Source organism: Streptosporangium carneum (genome assembly GCF_027922005.1).
GTDB classification, from domain to species: domain Bacteria; phylum Actinomycetota; class Actinomycetes; order Streptosporangiales; family Streptosporangiaceae; genus Streptosporangium; species Streptosporangium carneum.
On record NZ_BSEV01000008.1, the window covers coordinates 308,048 to 325,038 of the forward strand.

Sequence of the window (16,991 nt, forward strand, 5' to 3'; positions counted from 1 at the left end):
CTTTCACACCCGGGGCTTTCACACCCGGGGCTTTCACACCCGGGGCTTTGACGCGTGAGGCTTCGGCGCGTGAGGCGACTTCGGAGCATGAGACGGCCGCGCGTGAGACGGCTCCGGCGCGTGAGGTGCGGGTCGGCACCGACAGCAGCAAGTTCCCCGGCGCTCCGGAGAACGGCGCGGAGTGGACGCTGCGCGAGGTTCACCGGCTCGGCCTTGAGGGCGTGTTCTTCCGTTCGGTCCTGGAGCTGAGCCCCACCCTGGACCCCGGCGAGCTACGGGCCGTGGTCCAGCTCGCCGAGGACCTCGGCCTGTACGTCGAGGTCGGCACCGCCAAGGTCAACCCGTTCGCCGCGCCCGAGGCCCCCGAGGTGCGGGAACTCGGCGGCGGCGACTACCTTCGCGGCCTGGAGAGGCTCGTCGTCGCCTGCGCGGAGGCGGGGGTGCGCGAGCTGTGGAGCGCCACCGCCAACTACAAGTTCGGCATCCCCGGGCGACTCGGCTGCGACCGGTTCCGCACCGACGTCACCTGGCCGGAGCAACTGGAGGCGACCGGCAAGGTGCTGGCCGGACTGGGGCCGCTGCTGCGCGACCTGGGCTGTCATCTCAACCTCGAGACCCACGAGGAGATCACCACCTTCGAGCTGGTGCGCCTGGTCGAGGAGGCGGGGCCCGACGCGTTCGGGATCACCTTCGACACCGCCAACGTGCTGCTGCGCTGCGAGGACCCGGTGGCGGCGGCTCATCGCGTCGCCCCCTACGTACGGCAGAGCCACGTGCGCGACGCGGCGCTGTTCCTGACCGAGGACGGCGTCCGGCGCTTCCTCGCGCCGTGCGGCCGGGGCGTCATCGACTGGCCCGCGCTGCTGCGGCCGCTGCTGGCGCACGCGCCCCGGCTGACGTTGTCCATCGAGGGCGTCATGGGGCGGCGGTTCCCGCTGCCGGTGTCCATCTACGACCCCGAGTGGCACGGGGGGCACCCGGACCTGACCACGGTGGAGCTGGCCGAGATCGTCCGGCTGGCCGACGGCTACCGGCGCAGGGCCGAACGGGGTGAGGTTCCCGACAGGGAGACGCTCTCCCAGCCGGTTCCGGTGTCCGAACGGCTGGCTTTCGTCACCGAGAGCGCCGCCCACCTGCGCGCCGTACTGGTCGACCTGGCCCGTCCCGCCTGAGGAGCCGGTGTTCTTGCGGATCGCCCGTCCGCGATGAACGCCCGCGTCGTTCGGGAGCGCGCTTCACCGGCTCATGTCATCACGGCGTGTCGCCGGTGCGGCCGGTGCGGTCGATCTCGTCGACAAAGGCGAGGACCCGGGCGTTGACGCGCTCGGGGAACTCGCCGTTGATGGCGTGGGAGGCGTCCGGCCACAGTTCGACGACGCCACGGGCGAGCAGGCGGCGGGCGCGCAGGGTGGCCTTGCGCGGATCGTGGATGATGCTGCGCCCGGCGATCAGGGCGAGCACCGGCACGTCGACTCCGGCCACCTGGTCGTCCGTGGGGTACGTCGGTGGCGGCAGGAAGGTGGCGAAGTCTCGCATCCCTGCCGATATCAGGTTGGCGACGGGTTCGTCGTCGGAGGCGTCGGCTCCGCCGGAGATCCAGCTCAGCAGCCCTCGGCGCCACGACTCGGGGAAGAACGGCACCACCGAGCCCAGCGAGAAGACGACGACCTTCCAGGTGATCCGGCCGAAAAGGCCGGCGGGGTCGAGCAGGCTCACCGAGGCGATCTTCTCCGGGGCGTGCAGGGCGAGGTGAAAAGCGTTCCACCCGCCGATGGACACTCCGACGAGGTGCACTCGGTCGTGGCGCATCGGGCAGGTCGCACAGGAGGCCGGCGTCTCCAAGGGGCTCGTGCAGCACTGTTTCGCGGCGAAGGCCGACCTGCTGCGCGCGAGCGCACACCTGCTCAGGCAGGAGATCGAACGCCACGTTCGCGCGGCGCTGCGGGACGCCGACGGCCCGGCCGACACGCTGCGGCGCGCGCTGCTCGCCGTCGTCGAGTTGGGTGCGCGCGCTCCCGTGCTCCTGCTCGCGCGCGGCCTGGCCGACGGCGTGCTGGTCGGGGAACCGGGCGTCACGGAGGCGGCCGCGCTCCTCGACCACCAGCTCGGCCGGATCGGCCTGCCGGCGTTCTCTTAGACCGCTCACCCCGCCTGGGTCACACGGCCGCGCCGGGGCCTGGCAGCAGGTCGACGTCACCCGCGTGCATCGGCCGGCCGCAGTGGGCGCAGCGCAGGTCGACACCGCTGATCTCACCGCACGCGTGATGGCGGTAGAGCACCGGCGGGCCGGCCTCGCCCGCGAGCCACCTGTCCCCCCAGCCGGCCATGACCATGAGCAGGTCGACGAGCTCGGCGCCCTTCTGTGTCAGGTGGTACTCGTGGCGCGGCCGCTGGTCGTAGGGGCGGCGTTCGAGCACGCCGTGGTCGACGAGGTGGTTCAGCCGCTCGGTCAGCACCTTGCGCGAGATCCCGAGGTCGGCCTGGAGCTGGTCGAACCGTCTCACCCCGGCCCACACGTCACGCAGGATCAGCGGCGACCACGGCTCCCCGATCACGTCGAGGGTGCGCGCGATGGAGCAGGCCAGCTTCCCGAAGTCCGTGCGTTGCATGGAAGGAGTCTAGCAATTTGAGTTCCCTCAGGGAACTCCGAATGCTACGGTCATGGAGTCTCTTGAAGGAACTTCGGGAAGGAGCACGGAGATGGGCAAGGTCTTCAGCGCCCACGCGGTGTCGGTCGACGGGTACATCACCGGTCGCGGTCCCGGCACCGGGCGCGGACTCGGCGACGGGACGACGCTCTTCGACTGGTACGCCGACGGCGACACGCCCAGCCGGGTCTTCGACGGATTCAGACTGAGCGAGCCCAGCGCCCGGGTCTTCGACGCCCTCGCCGGACGCGTGGGCGCGGTCGTGGCGGGACGCAACACCTACGAGGACTCCGACCACTTCGGAGGCGGCAGCCCCCACCCGACGGCCCGGCTGTTCGTCCTCAGCCGTCGGCCGGCGCCAGAGATGACCGAGCGGCAGACCCTCGTCACCACCGGCGTCGAGGACGCGGTCGCGGCGGCCCGCGAGGCCGCCGGCGACCTCGACGTCGGTCTCATGGGCGGCGGCGTCGTGACCGAGGCGTTGAAGGCGGGGCTCGTCGACGAGGTGATCCTCCACCAGGTGCCCGTCCTGCTCGGCGGCGGCCGTCCCTTCTTCCAGGCGCTCCCCGAGCACGTACGCCTCCGCCTCGTCGAAGCCGTCCCGGCGCCGGGCGTCACCCACCTGCGCTACGAGGTCGAGCGATGAGCCTCGCCGTCGGCGGCCCCACGGCGACCGGCGCCCACGCCGCCCAGGCACCGCTCGACCCGGGCGGGGAGGCCTTCCTCATCCGGCGCGGCGGAAACGCACTCGCCGACCCCCGCCAGAAGCCCACCCGGCACCATCACGGAACCCGGACCAGGAGATGACCACGATGCTCGACCCCGACGTGCGCCGCGTGCTCGACGGCGCCTCGATCGCCCACCTCGCCAGCGTCCTCCCCGACGGCGCTCCCCACTCCGTCCCGGTCTGGATCGGCACGGACGGCGACCATGTCGTGATCCTCACCGGTCCGCACTCCCGCAAGGCCCGCAACCTGCGGCGCGACCCGCGGGTCGCGATCTCCCTGACGCCGGCCGACAACCCGTTCCAGCCGGTCATCGTCCGCGGCAGGGTCGTCGAGTGGGTCGAGGGCGACGCCGCCTGGGAGATCGTCGACCGGATCTCGACGAAGTACATCGGCGGCCCCTACTCACGTGACGAGGAACGGGTCGTCGCGCTCATCGAGCCCGATCGACAGAGCGTGGGTTGACGCCTCGCCGGGGCGTCGTCACCACTCGTGTCACGAGGCGCACGCGATCGCGTCGCCCCTGGTGAAAGCTCCGCCGGTCGAACCGGGGAAGACGCGGAAGGCCGATCCCGGCATCACCGGACGGTAGCGTCGAGTTCGGCCGGGTCTCGCCGGGTTCGGGAGTTAAACCGGTTGCTTCCGGCATGGGGGCTTGTTTGACTTGGCTCCGAGCAGACAAGGGGGGATGTTGATGGCCGTGGGCACCGAGGACGCCGTCGTGCGCCCTCGAGCGGGTCGACGTCCCCACCGGAGGCTCCGGCGGGGGTGATCCCGCGTGGGTTGCGACGGCACAGTCAGCCGACTCGTCACCCATTTCGTTTGGAGCTCCTCCATTGCCACGCCATCGCGCCCGCATCGGTTCCTTCCGTTGCGTCAACTGCCGTCTCGACGTGCCCACCGACGCGCCGGGCACCGCACACCGCAACCACTGCCCCACCTGCCTGTGGTCCAGGCACCTGGACAACACTCCGGGCGACAGAGCCGCCGACTGCGCCTCAGGCATGGCGCCGATCGCCATCCACGCGCGTCAGGACGGCGAGTGGGCGATCATCCACCGCTGTACGGCGTGCGGCACGCTCAACGCCAACCGCGTCGCCGGTGACGACAATCCGCTCACTCTGATGCGGCTGGCCGTCGCGCCACTGGCACGCCCGCCGTTCCCGCTGGACTACTTCGCCCAGCTCTGAGACGGCTTCCCCGAGTCCGCCGGGCGGTCGTGATCGCGGTGGAACCGCCCGGCGTCTTCAGCGGAAGGAGCGGCGGTAGGCGGCCGGGGTGGTGCGCAGGGCGGTGTGGAAGCGGCGGCGGAGGTTGACCGCCGAGGAGAGGCCGACGCGGGTGGCGATGGTCTCGACGGGCAGGTCGGTCTCCTCCAGCAGGGCGCGGGTGGCGGCCAGGCGGCGTTCCAGCAGCCAGCGGGCGGGCGGGACGCCGAGCTGGTCGGCGAACTGCCGGGTGAGGGTGCGGGGGGAGACGCCCGAGTAGGCGGCCATGTCCTCGACGGTGACCTGGTCGGGCAGATGTGAGAGGAGCCATTCGAGCAGGGGGGCCAGGGAGTCCGGCATGGGGCCGGTGGTGGGGAGGGAAGGGTACTGGCGCTGGCAGCCCTCGCGGTGCGGACCGGCGGCGAGCTGGCGGCCGATGCGCATGGCGTGGGCCGCGCCGTACTCCTGGAGGACCTGGTGAAGGCAGAGGTCGAGGGTGGCCGCCGAGGCTCCGGCGGTGGCGACGTCACCGTGGTCGACGTAGATGACGGTGTCGTCGAGGATGACGCGGGGGTGACGGGCGGCGAGTTCGCCGGAGAGTTCCCAGTGGACGGAGGCGCGGCGGCCGTCCAGGAGGCCCAGGGCGGCGGGGACGAAGATCCCGGCGCAGACGGCGGCGATGCGGGCGCCCCGGGCGTGGGCTCGGGACACCGCCTGGAGTACGGCGGGCGAGGGGGTGAGGGTCCAGCTCCAGCCCGCGATGACCACGGTGTCGGCGTCGTCGAGGGCTTCGAGGCCGTTGTCCACCTGGATGGGGACGCCGAGGGTGGTGGGGAGGGAGCCGGGCTGTTCGGCGCACAGGTCGAAGCTGTAGTGCTGGGGGATGTCGGGGCCGTGGTAGCCGAAGACGGCTGAGGCGGAGGTGACCGGGTAGAGCTCCTGCTTCGGGGCGACCAGGGCGACCACGCGATGCGGGCCGGAGGGCGTCGGGGGCGTTTCCGGGCAGTGCAGGGTCATGGCGCAAATGTACCCAATGATGTCATTTGGGACACCGGCGCTCTGATCTGGAAAAACCCAGAATTGGGGCTCATGTGGACGAGGAACTTCACCCTCTACTTCGGGGCCCGCACAATCTCTCTGCTCGGTGACGCGATGATGCCCGTCGCCTCGGCGCTGGCGATCGGGAAAGTCTATGGGATCGCGGGCGTCGGCTACGTGCTCGCGATCTGGACCACGTCGGCCGTGCTGGTCATGTTGTTCGGCGGGGTTTTCGCCGATCGGATCGGCGCCCGGCGCTTGATGATCGGCGCGGACCTGCTCAGGGTCGTCACCCAGGGGTGTGTGGCCGTCGCCTTCCTGGACGGCGCTCCGCCGCTCGCCCTGTTGCTGGCGATGGCGTTCTTGTCGGGCATAGGCGCGGGGACGTTCGAACCGTGCGTCAACGGCATGGTCCCCCTGGTCGCCAAGGATCCGCAGCGGGCCAACGCGACGCTGAAGATCGCCGAGGCGGTCACCCAGCTGGCGGGTCCCGCAGTGGCCGGGGTCCTCATCGTCGTCGCCGGGCCGGTCTTCGTCTACACGGTGGACGCCGCGACGTTCCTGGTCAGCGGGCTGTTCCTGCTGCTGGTCCGGGTCACCGTGCCCAGGCCGGAGCCCTCCAACGTGCTGAGCGACCTGCGCAGGGGCTGGGAGGAGTTCAAGGCCAGGAGCTGGATGTGGTCGGTCATCCTGGTCTGGGTGTTCTGGGGTGTTCTGGTGGTCGGGCCGTACGTGCCGCTGTCGTCGCAGGTCATCGGGGCCGACTACGGCTGGGTGATGGCGGCGCTCGGCCTCGGCACCGTGCTGGGCGGGCTGGTGGCGATCAGGCTCAGGCCGCGCAGGCCGCTGACGGCTGGGGCGGTGGCGCTGAGCGGGTACGTGGCGGTGCCGCTGACGGTCGCGCTCGGGCTGCCGCTGCCGCTGCTGATGGCCGGGCACCTGCTCGGAGGGGGCGCGTTGGCGTTCTGGTCGGTGATGTGGTCGACCAGCGTGCAGACGCAGGTCGCGCCGGACGTGGTGAACCGGGTCAACGCCTACCAGGTGGCCGGGTCGGTCTCGGGCATGGCGGTCGGGCAGGCGCTGGCCGGTCCGGTCACCGCGCTGGTCGAACCGCGCGCCTTCATGCTGGGGTCGGCCCTGGTGACGGTCGGCGTGGTGGCGGCGCTGCTGTTGATCAAGCCGGTCAGGCGGCTGGGCCGGGAGCCTCAGGAGACCGGAGGCCCGTCGATCCCGGTCTCGGCCGGCGTGTTGACGTAGTCGGTCATCGCGGATCATCGAACGTCGCCTGACGCGGCGCTAGCCGAGCCAGCCCGCGGAGCCGTCGGGGACGCTGGCCAGCAACGCCCGGGTGTAGGGGTGGGCGGGGGCGTCAAGGACCTGGTCCGCGGAGCCCGTCTCCACGCACCGGCCCGCCTCCAGCACGTAGAGCCGGTCGGCGATCTGGCGGACCACGGCCAGGTCGTGGGTGATGAACAGCATCGCCATGGACAGCCGTTCGCGCAGCTCGGCCAGCAGGCCCAGGATCTGCGCCTGGACCGAGACGTCGAGGGCGGACACCGGTTCGTCGCAGATCAGCAGCCGGGGCTCGCCCGCGACGGCACGGGCGATCGCGACCCGCTGTCGTTCCCCGCCCGACAGCCCGGCGGGACGCATCCCGGCCATGTCGCGGCCCAGACCGACCGACTCCAGCAGCCGGGCGACGTCTCCCGAAGCCGCGGGACGGCCGTCCGCGCGCAGGGCCTCGGCGAGGGCCGCCCCGATCGTGCGGGCCGGGTTGAGCGTCGAGTAGGGGTCCTGGAAGATCATCTGTGCGGTGCGGCGCGCCTGGCGCACCGCCGTACGGCTCAGCCTGCCGTAGTCGGAACAGTCGACGCCGTCGAGCAGGATCGTGCCCGCGTCCGGGCGTTCCAGTCCGGCGACGCAGCGGGCGAGCGTGGTCTTGCCCGACCCGGACTCACCGACCACACCGACGACCTCGCCGGAGGCGATGGACAGACTCACCCCGGCCAGCGCGGGACGGCCGGCCCCGGCGAACGTCCTTCGCAGGTCACGAACGTCGAGCACCGCGTCGGCCAGGCCTCTGAACGGAAGCGTGACACCCGGCGCGGGCGCGGGCTGGGCGGGCAGCTCCGTGGCGCGCAGGCAGGCGGACTCACGGCCCGGCCGTACGGCCTTCGGCACCGGCCCCACGGCCAGGCACTCGGCCACGGCGAGGGAGCACCGCTCCGCGAAGGCGCACCGGTCGGCCACGGCGTCATGGGCGGGCACGGAGCCGGGAACCGCGGGGATGACGGCCAGACGCCGGTCCGCGGGCGGCTCGGCGGCCAGCAGGGCCCGGGTGTAGGGGTGGAGCTGCTCGTTCCGTACGGCCGCCGCCCCGCCGGTCTCCATGATCCGGCCCGCGTACATCACCACGACCCGGTCGCAGGTGGAGAACGCCAGGCGCAGGTCATGGGTGATGAGCACGAACGCCATGTCCCGCTCACGCTGGATGCGCCTGACGAGGGCGAGCACCTCGCGCTGCGTGGTGGCGTCGAGCGCGGTCGTCGGCTCGTCGGCGACGAGCACCCGCGGCCCGCCCGCGAGCGCGGCGGCCAGCCCGACGCGCTGCCGCATGCCGCCGGACAGCTGGAAGGGGTGACGTCCCGCGACGTCCTCCGGCAGGCCGACCTCGGCCAGCAGCCGAGGCACCTCGACCTTCGGGTCCGCCCCCTTCGGCAGCCCGTCCGCGATCTGCCGCCCCACCCTGCGCAACGGGTTGAGCAGGGTGAACGGGTCCTGCATGAGGAGGGAGACCACGCCGCCGCGCTGCCGGGCGCGGGTGCGCGGGTCGTCGTCGACGCGCACGCCGTCGACGTCCACCCGCCCGGTGGCCTCAAGCCCCCGGGGCAGCAGACCAAGCATCGCCCTGACCGTGAGCGACTTGCCCGAGCCCGACTCGCCGACGATCGCGACGGACTCGCCGGGCGCGACCTCGAAGGAGACCCCGGACAGCAGGGTCCGTCCCGTGGCGGGCTGGCGCACGGCGAGCCCCTCGACCCGGACGCCCCCGGAGAGCCCGGCGTTCCGGACGTCTCCTGAGAGACCAGCGCCCCGGACGTCTCCTGAAAGCCCGGCGTCCCGGATGCCCCCGGAGAGCCCGGCGGCCTCGGGACGTCCCGCTCCGCCCCCTCCCGTCCCTGGCCCGCCCGCGTTCCCCGCCCCCGGCCCGTCCGCTCTCGATGCCATCTCAGCGTGCCCTTCCGCGCCGGTCGACGCGTTCGTACAGCCAGTCGCCCACGATGTTGAGCGCGGCGGCCGTGGCGATGATGGCCAGGCCCGGAGCGATCACCGTCCAGGGGTTGGTGAGGAACTGGGTGCGGTTGTCCGACAGCGTGCGCCCCCAGTCGGGAGAGCCCGCGGGCACCCCCAGGCCGAGGAAGGACAGCGACGCCAGCGAGACCAGCGCGTAGGCGAAGTTGAGGAAGACGTTGGCCAGCGCGACCGGGGCGATGTTCGGCCAGACGTGCCTGGTCATGATCCGCCATGCGGAGAGGTTCTTCAGCTGCGCGGCCTCCACGTAGGGGCGGTGCCGCTGTTCGAGCACGGCTCCGCGCACCACCCGCGTGTCGGTCGGCGCGAACAGCACGACCAGCACGGCGATCGCCAGGCCGTACCCGCCGCCCAGGACGCCTGCGACGACGATCGCCACCAGGAGCGCGGGCAGGGAGAACACCAGGTCCGCCCAGCGCATGGCCAGCGCGTCGACCCAGCCGCCGAGGTATCCGGCGGGCAGGCCCACGAGGTTGCCGATGAGCATCGACCCGGCGGCGACGCACAGCGCTCCCGGCACCGCCGTACGGGCTCCGGCGACCAGGAGCTCCAGCACGTCGCGGCCGAGATCGTCGGTGCCGAGCGGGTGACCGGGGCCTGGGCCCGTGATGCCCAGCATCAGGTCCTGCGCGGTCGCGTCCGGCACGATCCAGGGGGCGAAGACGGTGGCCACCGCCACCGCGACGAGGACGGCCAGCGCGACGGCCACGCTGATCGGGGGACGACGCCTCGTCTCCCGGGCAAGCCCGGCCCGCGGGTGCTTCATGGCGTCCTCCCGCCGGACTCGGTCCGTGAGCGTGTCATGACGTCCTCCCGCCGGGCCTGGTCCGTGGATGCGTCATGACGTCCTCCCGCCGAGCCTGACCCGGGGGTCCACCACCGAGTAGCCGACGTCGACCAGGAGGTTGACGACGGCGATGAGCAGGGTGAGCAGCAGCGCGAGCGCCTGGACCGCCGGGACGTCCTTGAAGGTGACCGAGTCGACGAGCAGGGAGCCGAGGCCCGGCAGCGCGAAGGTCACCTCGACCAGCACGGTCCCGGCCAGCATGCCGGTCACGATGAGCCCGGCCGCGGTGAGGATCGGGACGAGCGAGTTGCGCAGCGCGTAGCCGAGGACGGCGGCGGAGCTCAGGCCGCGTGCTCTGGCGAACACCACGTAGTCCTGGTCCAGCTCGCGGATCAGCGCGGCCCTGCTGAAGCGGACGAGCATGCCGACGGCTCCGACGGCCAGCGCGGCGGCGGGCAGCGTCAGGTGCCAGATCTGGTCGGCGAGGCCCTCACCGGTGCCGTAGACGGGGAACCAGCCGAGCCAGGCGGCGAAGACCACGAGCAGCAGCAGTCCGACGGCGAACGGCGGGGCGCTCAGCCCGACCACTCCGGCGGTGACCACGAGCCTGTCGGTCGCCCTGCCCCGGCGCAGGGCTCCCGCCACGCCCAGCGGGATGCCGGCGAGCAGCGACAACAGCGTGCCGTACCCGGTGAGCGCCAGGGTGAGCGGGAGCCGGTCGCCGATCATGTCGGCGACCGGTGAGCCGGTCCTGATGGAGACGCCGAGGTCCCCGCGGAGGACGCCGCCGAGCCAGCTCAGGTACTGCACCGGCAGCGGGTCGTCGAGGTGGTAGCGGGCCTGGATCGCGGCGATCGTCTCCGGGGTCGCCGGACGGGTGCCGAGCAGGGTCTGCTGCACCGACCCCGGGGCGAGGTAGAGCAGGCCGAACACGCCGATCGACAGCAGCACGACGACGACGGCGGTGCCGGCGAACCTGCGCAGCAGAAACGCGCCCCAGCTCCGCCACGCCATCACAGCACCCCGTTCCCCGCCAGCCACGCGACCACCCGTTCCGCCGCGTCACGGCGGTGCTCCGGCTCGGTCAGCTCGTGGCCCTCCCGAGGGTAGACGACGAGTTGAGTCCTCACGCCAGCCGCTGACCAGGCACGATAGAGCTGTTCCGCCTGACCGACGGGGGTCGTGCGGTCCTCCGCGCCGTGCAGGATCAGCGTCGGGGTGGTGACGGCGGCGGCGTGGCACACCGGGGAGCGGGCGGCGAGGAACTCCCTGCCCTCGGTCGTGGCGACGTCGGCTCCCCGGTGGTAGAGCGGGTCGTAGCCTCCGGCGAGGTTGCTGGCGGTGGCGAAGCTGAGCCAGTCGGCGACGCCGGACATCACCACCGCGGCCGCGAACCGGTCGGTGCGGGTCACCGCCCACGCGCTGAGGTAGCCGCCGTAGCTCAGCCCGAGCACGGCCATGCGCCCGGGGTCGGCGATCCCGCGCTCGACGAGGCGGTCGACTCCGGCGAGGACGTCGCCGAGATCCTCCTCGCCGACGCGGCCGATGACGCGACGCGCGTAGTCCTGCCCGCGCCCGCTGCTCCCCCTGGGGTTGGGCAGCAGCACGGCGGCGCCCGCGTGCACCAGCGGCAGCGCGAGCTGGTCGGACTCGGCGGGCGCGAAGGTGCTCGACCACAGCCAGGTGGGGCCGCCGTGCGCGATGACGACGAGCGGCCTGGCCCGCCCCCCGTCGCCGTCCGGGACGGGAGCGTCGTCCGGAATGAGAGCGCCGTCCATGGCTGGAACGGCGTCCAGAGCGGGAGCGGCGTCCAGAGCGGGAGCGGCGTCCAGAGCGGGAGCGCCGTCCAAGGCTGGAGCATCGTCCAGGGCCGGAGCGGCGTCCAAGGCTGGAGCATCGTCCAGGGCCGGAGCGGCGTCGGGGGCGTCGCGGTCCATGGGGGTCAGCAGAAGGCCCTGGACGGTGAGCCCGTCAGGTCCGGTCCAGCTCACCTCCTCCTGGCGTACGGCCAGCCGGGCGAGATCCTCGTTGAGGCCGGTGACCTGACGCCACTCACCCTCGCCCACCCCGGCCACCGCGATCTCCGGAGGCCGTTCCGCCGTCTCCCAGACGGCCGCGGCGAGCGTGCCCGCGCGGTCGACGGACAGGGACGGCTGCCCGTCCCGCCCGCCCAGGGTGCCCCAGGCGGTCCACCGGGTCAGCAGGCGACCGTCGGCGGTCAGCGTGCCGCCGTGCGTGCCGGTGCCGGACCAGCCGGTGAACCACAGGGTGTGCTCGTCCAGCCAGCCCAGGTCGGTGACGTCGTCCACGGCGGTCAGCCGCGTCACCTCGCCGCTGTCCAGGTCGACGTGGACGATCCGCCCGGAGACGATGGACAGCCCCTCGACGACGACGACGGCGCGTCCCCCGGGGGCCAGCCGGGGGCGGTTGAGCTGCCAGGAGGTGCTCATGAGGGTCCTGGTCCCGCCGGTCTCGCGGTCGATCAGGTCGAGACGGGGCCGGTAGTACCCAGCGGGCGTCTCGTCCGCCGAGGTCACGGCCAGCGCGACGCCGTCACGCCAGTCGGCGTCCCACACGGTCAGGCCCGTCAGGGGGATGGGCCGCGGGGCCGCGTCGCCGACCTCGGCCCAGGCGAGCCGCCGCAGCCGCCCTCCGGGGGTCCTGACGAAGGGGTCGGAGGGATCGGCGACCCGCAGGCCGAGGTGGCTGCCGTCGCGTTCGCTGCCGGGGTCGGCGAGCCGTACGAGCACGGTGCCGTCGTTCCCGGCGACCAGGTCCTCGATCTCCCCGTCCACCCTGACCCGCCAGGTGAGGGTGAGGTCGTCCGCCGAGCGGACCTCGACGTGGTCGAGGTCCTGCCCCTCACCGGAGGCGAACAGCAGCCGCCCGTCGGGCAGCCACCGGGTGAGCGCGTGCCAGCGCCCGGACGCCTCAGCCGCCTGCGGCACGCTCCGTACGATTGCCGCCTCCGGCACGCCCCGCACGACCGCCGCCTCCGGCACGGGGACCGGCGCGCCTTCCGCCGCGAGGTCGAGGACGTGGGCGACGGGGCCCGCGTCCGACAGCGGCAGGACGCACGCGACCCGGCTTCCGTCGGGGTGCAGCGTCACGGCGTCGGGCACGCGCAGGGCCGCCAGCGCCGTGTGCGCCTCCAGCGCCGCCTGTCTCGCGCGCGCCTCCGGCGGCACGGCCCGCCCCGCGCCCGACGACAGCGGCGTGGTCACGAGCGGGCGGAGAGCTTGGCGGCCCAGGGGCCGACGAAGAAGTAGGGGCCGAACTCGCCCGCGCCGACCTTCGGGCCGAACGCGGTCGCCGCCTCGCCCCACCACAGCGGCTGGTACGGGACGTCGGCGGCGGCCTTGACCAGCGCGTCGCCGAGCAGCTTGCCCCTGGCCGCGTCGTCGACGCTCTTCTTGGCGTCGTCGAGCAGGCCGGTCACCTCGGCGTTGGCGTACTCGGCGATGTTGGAGCCGTTCTCGCCGACGTAGGCGCCGTTGAGGAGCTGCTGGATGTACTCGGACGGGTCGCCCGTCGTGGCGAAGTACCAGCCGAGATAGACGCCGGAGGCGTGCTTGCCGAGCTCGGCGATCCACTGCTCGAGCGGGATCTCCTTGACCTCCAGCGTGATGCCGATGGTCTTGAGGTTCTCCGCGAGGGTGAGGGCCGCCCTGCCGAGCTGGGGGCCGCTGCTCGGGTAGGTCAGCACGTCGCTGAAGCCGTTCGGGACCGACGACTGGGCCAGCTCGGCCTTGGCCTTGGCGAGGTCGAAGCCGTACTGCGGGATGCCGGCGTACAGGCTCTTGACCCCGGCCTCGTCGAGCACGCCGCCCCACTGCGCGGGGTCGGGGATGGTCACGGCCACCTGACCGTGGCCGCGCAGGACGCTGCGCACGATGCCGTCCCGGTCGATCGCGTGGGCGACCGCCTTGCGGACGTGGATGTCGTTCCACGGCTTCTTCGCGGTGTTGAAGGCGAGGGTGACCAGGGAGCGGTCGCTGGCCGTCTTCAGCTCGACACCGGAGATCGCCTTCCACTGGTCGATCTGCTCGGCGGGGACGTTCAGCGCGACGTCGACGGAGCCGCCGCGCATGGCGAGCAGCCGGGTGGACTCCTCGGGGATGAAGTCCAGCCTGATCTGACGGTAGGGGGCCTTGCCGCCCCACCAGGCGTCGTTGCGCTCCAGCGTCACGTGCGAGTCGGGCGCGAACTCGGTCACCTTGTAGGGGCCGGTGCCGAGGATCTTCCCAGTGGGGGTGCCGATGTCCTTGCCGGTGGCGTCGATGAACTTCCTGCTGGTGACCAGCAGGGTGCCGGGCGAGGGCGTCCAGGCGAAGGAGGCGTCCGGCTCCTTCAGCGTGATCGTGATCTCGGAGGGGCCGCCGGCCTCGATCTTGTCCACGTTCGCGTAGGCGTAGGCGAAGGCCGAGGTCGAGCCCTTCTTCGCGTGCAGGTCGAGGCTGGCCACGATGTCGTCGGCGGTGAGCGGCGTCCCGTCCGCGAACGTCACCCCGGAACGGATCTTGTAGACGTAGGTCTTCTGGTCCTTCCGCTCCCACGACTCGGCGAGAGCGGGCTGGAGGCCGCCGTCCTGGCCGACCCCGACGAGCGCCTCCTGGCAGAGGAGGGCGACGACGTAGTTCATGATGCCCGCCTCCTTGCTCGCGTCCAGCGAGCTGATCGAGGAGGGCAGCGCGACCTTGAGGACGTCGAGAGACTTCGCCGGAGCGCCCGCGTCCTTCGAGGAGTCGGCGGGGCCGCTCGAGCCGCAGGCGGCGACGAGACCGGGAACCGCGGCCAGGCCGCCCACGATGGCGATGGACCTCAGGAGGGAGCGCCGGGTGAGGGCGGCGTCGGGGAGACCGGTCACAGGGACCTACTTTCGTGCGACCAGCCAGCCTGTCTAGCTGCTGCGTCTACCATTACTATCCACTTGGCTCAGGAGAGTATTCGCTCCATAGCATCCGGGTCAAACCCACCTTTCGAATGGGGAATGCATGGACTCCCTCACCGTTTACAGCGCCCCCTGGTGCGGTCACTGCCACCGCCTGAAGGCCGCCCTCACCCGCGCGGAGATCCCCTTCGTGGAGGTGGACGTCGACCTGACACCGGGGGCGATCGACCTCATCACCGAGATCGGCGGCGGCTCCTGGCTCATCCCGACCGTGGTCATGCCCGACGGATCCGGCCTGGTCAACCCGAGCCTCCAGGAGATCCGCGACCGCCTGACCTGACGGCGGGACCGCGGGGTCAGGCGAACAGCGGTTCGAGCAGCAGCAGCACGCCGAAGACGGCGAACGCGGCGGCGGCGCCGTACCGGATGACCTTCTCCGGGAGGTGCTTGCCGAGCATCCGGCCGACGGCGATCGCCAGCGCGTCCGCGGCGACCATGCCGACCGTCGAACCGAGCCAGGTGCCGAACCAGCCGTACTGCGTGGCCAGGGTGATGGTGGCCAGCATGGTCTTGTCGCCGAGCTCGGCGAGGAAGAAGGCCACGGTCACGGCGACGAGCGCGGAGCGGGTCGTGCGCTTGGCCTTCTGCGCCTCATCGTCGGTCAACTCGTCCCCGCGCAGCGTCCACGCGGCGAAGCCGAGGAACGCCAGGCCCGCGACGATCGTGATCGCCGTGGTGGGAATCAGGTCACCGGCCAGCCTGCCCAGGCCGACGCTGACCAGGTGGACGACCGCGGTCGCCAGGGTGATGCCGGCCAGGACCGGCCACGGCTTGAACCGGGTCGCGAAGGTCATCGCCATGAGCTGACTCTTGTCGCCGAGCTCGGCGACGAAGATCACAGCGAGACTGATCCAGAACGCTTCCAACGAGCTGCCCTTCCGCGCGCGGCCGGGCCGGAAGGGGCACCCGGGGAGTCTCGGGCACGACTTCGGCCCGGCGGCATCGATGTATGCCTGCCAGGCCGAAGGTCTCGTCCGCCTCTGTGCGAGGCCCGCGCGACCGGGCGCCGGAGCGCCAGTATGTCGATCACGCGATTGGGACTACTCCCCTTCGGGTGTTTCCACCTGACTCTAACAGGCGGAACGCACCCGTTGATTCCCCTGCGCGGAACACACCCGGCGTCGCCGCGGCGGGCCGATCGGACACAGGGGGACCGGACACAGGCGGACCGGACACAGGCCGATCGGACACAGGCCGATCGGACACAGGCCGATCGGACACGGACGGGTCAGAGACGGGCGGGTCAGAGACGGGCGGGTCAGAGACGGGCGGGTCAGAGACGGGCGCCCACCATCACGGGCTCGTTGACGAGCGTGACGCCGAACTTCTCCAGCACGCCGTCCCTGACCTCGCGCGCCAGGTCGAGAAGGTCGGCGGTCGTCGCCGACAGCTCGGGGTTGGTCATGGCGAGGGTGTGCTTGGTGGAGATGCGTGCGGGACCGCGCCGGTAGCCCTTGGGGAAACCGGCGTTCTCGATCAGCCAGGCGGCGGGGACCTTGACCGAGCCCTCGGGCGTGTCCCAGCGAGGGAACCCGGGAACGCGCAGCTCCAGCTCGGCCGCCTGCTCCGCGGTGAGGATCGGGTTGGTGAAGAACGAGCCCGCGCTCCGGGTGTCCGGGTCGGTCGCGTCGAGCACCATTCCCTTGCCCCTGCGCAGCTCCAGCACCGCCTCGCGGGCCCGCGCCAGCGGCACCCGGTCGCCGAGCTCGACGCCCAGCCTGGCCGCCAGCTCCCGGTAGGCGACGGGACCCGACGTCTCCCCCCTGGCCAGCTCGTAGGTGACCGCCAGCACGACGTGCCTGTCCGGCTCCTGCTTGAACGCGCTGTGCCGGTAGGCGAACCCGCACTCCGCCGCGGTCAGGTCGCTCACCTCGCCGGTCCTGCGGTCGTAGACCCGCACCCCGGTGACGGTCTGCGAGACGTCCTGACCGTAGGCGCCGACGTTCTGGATCGGCGTCGACCCGACCAGCCCGGGGATCCCCGACAGGCACTCGATCCCCGGCCGCCCCTCGGCGACCGCCAGGGCGACCAGCGCGTCCCAGTCCTCGCCCGCCTGCGCGGTGATCCGGTCGCCGTCGACCTCGACACCCCGTGAGGCGACCCGCACGACCAGGCCGTCGAACCCCTCGTCCGCCACGACCAGGTTGCTGCCCCCGCCGAGCACGAGCACGGGCTCACCCGCCCTGTCCGCCCCCGCGACCAGCTCGACGATCTCCTCCGCCGACCCGGCCTCGACGAACGCCCCGGCGGGGCCGCCCAGTCCCAACGTCGTGTACGGCGCCAGCCGTACCCCTGCAACCCGCTCAGTCATGCGCTTCCCCA

At 72.3% G+C, this 16,991-nt stretch carries 18 protein-coding genes; 8 read left to right on the plus strand and 10 right to left on the minus strand.

Annotated features, from left to right (window positions below):
- Window positions 1–47 precede the first annotated feature (47 nt).
- Window positions 48–1,172, plus strand: a complete 1,125-nt coding sequence (locus tag PKF00_RS20055; protein ID WP_271219100.1) for a sugar phosphate isomerase/epimerase family protein — start codon at window positions 48–50, stop codon at window positions 1,170–1,172.
- 79 nt (window positions 1,173–1,251) lie between these two features.
- Here the strand turns inward: PKF00_RS20055 and PKF00_RS20060 are convergent, their stop codons facing one another.
- On the minus strand, window positions 1,252–1,809 hold the full coding sequence (locus PKF00_RS20060; protein WP_271219101.1) for an alpha/beta fold hydrolase: 558 nt from the start codon (window positions 1,807–1,809) through the stop codon (window positions 1,252–1,254).
- Window positions 1,810–1,849: 40 nt separating this feature from the next.
- On the opposite strand from PKF00_RS20060, the gene PKF00_RS20065 reads away from it, so the two are divergent.
- A complete protein-coding gene (locus tag PKF00_RS20065; protein WP_271219102.1) occupies window positions 1,850–2,137 on the plus strand; it encodes a hypothetical protein in 288 nt (95 codons plus the stop codon).
- 19 nt (window positions 2,138–2,156) lie between these two features.
- Here PKF00_RS20065 and PKF00_RS20070 read toward each other — a convergent pair whose 3' ends face one another.
- The gene (locus PKF00_RS20070) at window positions 2,157–2,609 is read right to left on the minus strand and encodes a winged helix-turn-helix transcriptional regulator (protein ID WP_271219103.1); all 453 of its coding nucleotides are present in this window, start codon (window positions 2,607–2,609) and stop codon (window positions 2,157–2,159) included.
- A 91-nt stretch (window positions 2,610–2,700) separates the two neighbouring features.
- Here PKF00_RS20070 and PKF00_RS20075 point away from each other — a divergent pair, with 91 nt between their 5' ends.
- The 4 genes from PKF00_RS20075 (at window position 2,701) to PKF00_RS20090 (ending at window position 4,563) form a co-directional block, all read left to right on the plus strand.
- Window positions 2,701–3,294: a dihydrofolate reductase family protein gene (locus tag PKF00_RS20075; protein ID WP_271219104.1), complete on the plus strand. Its 594-nt coding sequence runs from the start codon at window positions 2,701–2,703 to the stop codon at window positions 3,292–3,294.
- Window positions 3,291–3,455 carry a hypothetical protein gene (locus PKF00_RS20080; protein WP_271219105.1) on the plus strand — a complete coding sequence of 55 codons (165 nt, stop codon included), beginning with the start codon at window positions 3,291–3,293 and terminating at the stop codon, window positions 3,453–3,455. Before PKF00_RS20075 ends, PKF00_RS20080 begins: the two co-directional genes overlap by 4 nt.
- Window positions 3,452–3,838, plus strand: coding sequence for a PPOX class F420-dependent oxidoreductase (locus tag PKF00_RS20085; RefSeq protein WP_271219106.1), 387 nt, complete (start codon window positions 3,452–3,454; stop codon window positions 3,836–3,838). Before PKF00_RS20080 ends, PKF00_RS20085 begins: the two co-directional genes overlap by 4 nt.
- A gap of 428 nt (window positions 3,839–4,266) precedes the next feature.
- Window positions 4,267–4,563, plus strand: a complete 297-nt coding sequence (locus PKF00_RS20090; protein ID WP_309298419.1) for an RNHCP domain-containing protein — start codon at window positions 4,267–4,269, stop codon at window positions 4,561–4,563.
- A gap of 57 nt (window positions 4,564–4,620) precedes the next feature.
- Here PKF00_RS20090 and PKF00_RS20095 read toward each other — a convergent pair whose 3' ends face one another.
- A complete protein-coding gene (locus tag PKF00_RS20095; protein WP_271219107.1) occupies window positions 4,621–5,598 on the minus strand; it encodes a GlxA family transcriptional regulator in 978 nt (325 codons plus the stop codon).
- Between the two features lie 72 nt (window positions 5,599–5,670).
- Between PKF00_RS20095 and PKF00_RS20100 the strand changes: the two genes are divergently transcribed.
- A complete protein-coding gene (locus PKF00_RS20100) occupies window positions 5,671–6,876 on the plus strand; it encodes an MFS transporter (RefSeq protein WP_271219108.1) in 1,206 nt (401 codons plus the stop codon).
- 39 nt (window positions 6,877–6,915) lie between these two features.
- On the opposite strand, the gene PKF00_RS20105 is transcribed toward PKF00_RS20100, so the two are convergent.
- From PKF00_RS20105 to PKF00_RS20125, 5 genes are all read right to left on the minus strand, one after another.
- Window positions 6,916–8,847, minus strand: a complete 1,932-nt coding sequence (locus PKF00_RS20105) for an ABC transporter ATP-binding protein (protein WP_271219109.1) — start codon at window positions 8,845–8,847, stop codon at window positions 6,916–6,918.
- A gap of 1 nt (window position 8,848) precedes the next feature.
- On the minus strand, window positions 8,849–9,697 hold the full coding sequence (locus PKF00_RS20110) for an ABC transporter permease (RefSeq protein ID WP_271219110.1): 849 nt from the start codon (window positions 9,695–9,697) through the stop codon (window positions 8,849–8,851).
- 72 nt (window positions 9,698–9,769) lie between these two features.
- On the minus strand, window positions 9,770–10,732 hold the full coding sequence (locus tag PKF00_RS20115; RefSeq protein ID WP_271219111.1) for an ABC transporter permease: 963 nt from the start codon (window positions 10,730–10,732) through the stop codon (window positions 9,770–9,772).
- Entirely contained in the window at window positions 10,732–12,942 is a 2,211-nt protein-coding gene (locus tag PKF00_RS20120) for a S9 family peptidase (RefSeq protein WP_271219112.1), read from the minus strand. Before PKF00_RS20120 ends, PKF00_RS20115 begins: the two co-directional genes overlap by 1 nt.
- On the minus strand, window positions 12,939–14,585 hold the full coding sequence (locus PKF00_RS20125; protein WP_271219113.1) for an ABC transporter substrate-binding protein: 1,647 nt from the start codon (window positions 14,583–14,585) through the stop codon (window positions 12,939–12,941). The genes PKF00_RS20120 and PKF00_RS20125 overlap by 4 nt, the downstream gene beginning before the upstream one ends.
- 127 nt (window positions 14,586–14,712) lie before the next feature.
- On the opposite strand from PKF00_RS20125, the gene PKF00_RS20130 reads away from it, so the two are divergent.
- The gene (locus tag PKF00_RS20130; protein WP_271219114.1) at window positions 14,713–14,949 is read left to right on the plus strand and encodes a glutaredoxin family protein; all 237 of its coding nucleotides are present in this window, start codon (window positions 14,713–14,715) and stop codon (window positions 14,947–14,949) included.
- Between the two features lie 16 nt (window positions 14,950–14,965).
- On the opposite strand, the gene PKF00_RS20135 is transcribed toward PKF00_RS20130, so the two are convergent.
- Together PKF00_RS20135 and PKF00_RS20140 are read right to left on the minus strand one after the other, a co-directional pair.
- Window positions 14,966–15,535, minus strand: coding sequence for a TMEM165/GDT1 family protein (locus tag PKF00_RS20135; protein ID WP_271219115.1), 570 nt, complete (start codon window positions 15,533–15,535; stop codon window positions 14,966–14,968).
- Between the two features lie 407 nt (window positions 15,536–15,942).
- Window positions 15,943–16,980 carry a UDP-N-acetylmuramate dehydrogenase gene (locus tag PKF00_RS20140; RefSeq protein ID WP_271219116.1) on the minus strand — a complete coding sequence of 346 codons (1,038 nt, stop codon included), beginning with the start codon at window positions 16,978–16,980 and terminating at the stop codon, window positions 15,943–15,945.
- Window positions 16,981–16,991 lie beyond the last annotated feature (11 nt).

Bases quoted from the DNA above. Each gene is read 5' to 3' on its own strand.
- PKF00_RS20060 (WP_271219101.1), bottom strand. From the start codon at position 1,809: ATGCGCCACGACCGAGTGCACCTCGTCGGAGTGTCCATCGGCGGGTGG.
- PKF00_RS20070 (WP_271219103.1), bottom strand. From the start codon at position 2,609: ATGCAACGCACGGACTTCGGGAAGCTGGCCTGCTCCATCGCGCGCACC.
- PKF00_RS20075 (WP_271219104.1), top strand. From the start codon at position 2,701: ATGGGCAAGGTCTTCAGCGCCCACGCGGTGTCGGTCGACGGGTACATC.
- PKF00_RS20080 (WP_271219105.1), top strand. From the start codon at position 3,291: ATGAGCCTCGCCGTCGGCGGCCCCACGGCGACCGGCGCCCACGCCGCC.
- PKF00_RS20085 (WP_271219106.1), top strand. From the start codon at position 3,452: ATGACCACGATGCTCGACCCCGACGTGCGCCGCGTGCTCGACGGCGCC.
- PKF00_RS20095 (WP_271219107.1), bottom strand. From the start codon at position 5,598: ATGACCCTGCACTGCCCGGAAACGCCCCCGACGCCCTCCGGCCCGCAT.
- PKF00_RS20100 (WP_271219108.1), top strand. From the start codon at position 5,671: ATGTGGACGAGGAACTTCACCCTCTACTTCGGGGCCCGCACAATCTCT.
- PKF00_RS20105 (WP_271219109.1), bottom strand. From the start codon at position 8,847: ATGGCATCGAGAGCGGACGGGCCGGGGGCGGGGAACGCGGGCGGGCCA.
- PKF00_RS20110 (WP_271219110.1), bottom strand. From the start codon at position 9,697: ATGAAGCACCCGCGGGCCGGGCTTGCCCGGGAGACGAGGCGTCGTCCC.
- PKF00_RS20115 (WP_271219111.1), bottom strand. From the start codon at position 10,732: ATGGCGTGGCGGAGCTGGGGCGCGTTTCTGCTGCGCAGGTTCGCCGGC.
- PKF00_RS20130 (WP_271219114.1), top strand. From the start codon at position 14,713: ATGGACTCCCTCACCGTTTACAGCGCCCCCTGGTGCGGTCACTGCCAC.
- PKF00_RS20140 (WP_271219116.1), bottom strand. From the start codon at position 16,980: ATGACTGAGCGGGTTGCAGGGGTACGGCTGGCGCCGTACACGACGTTG.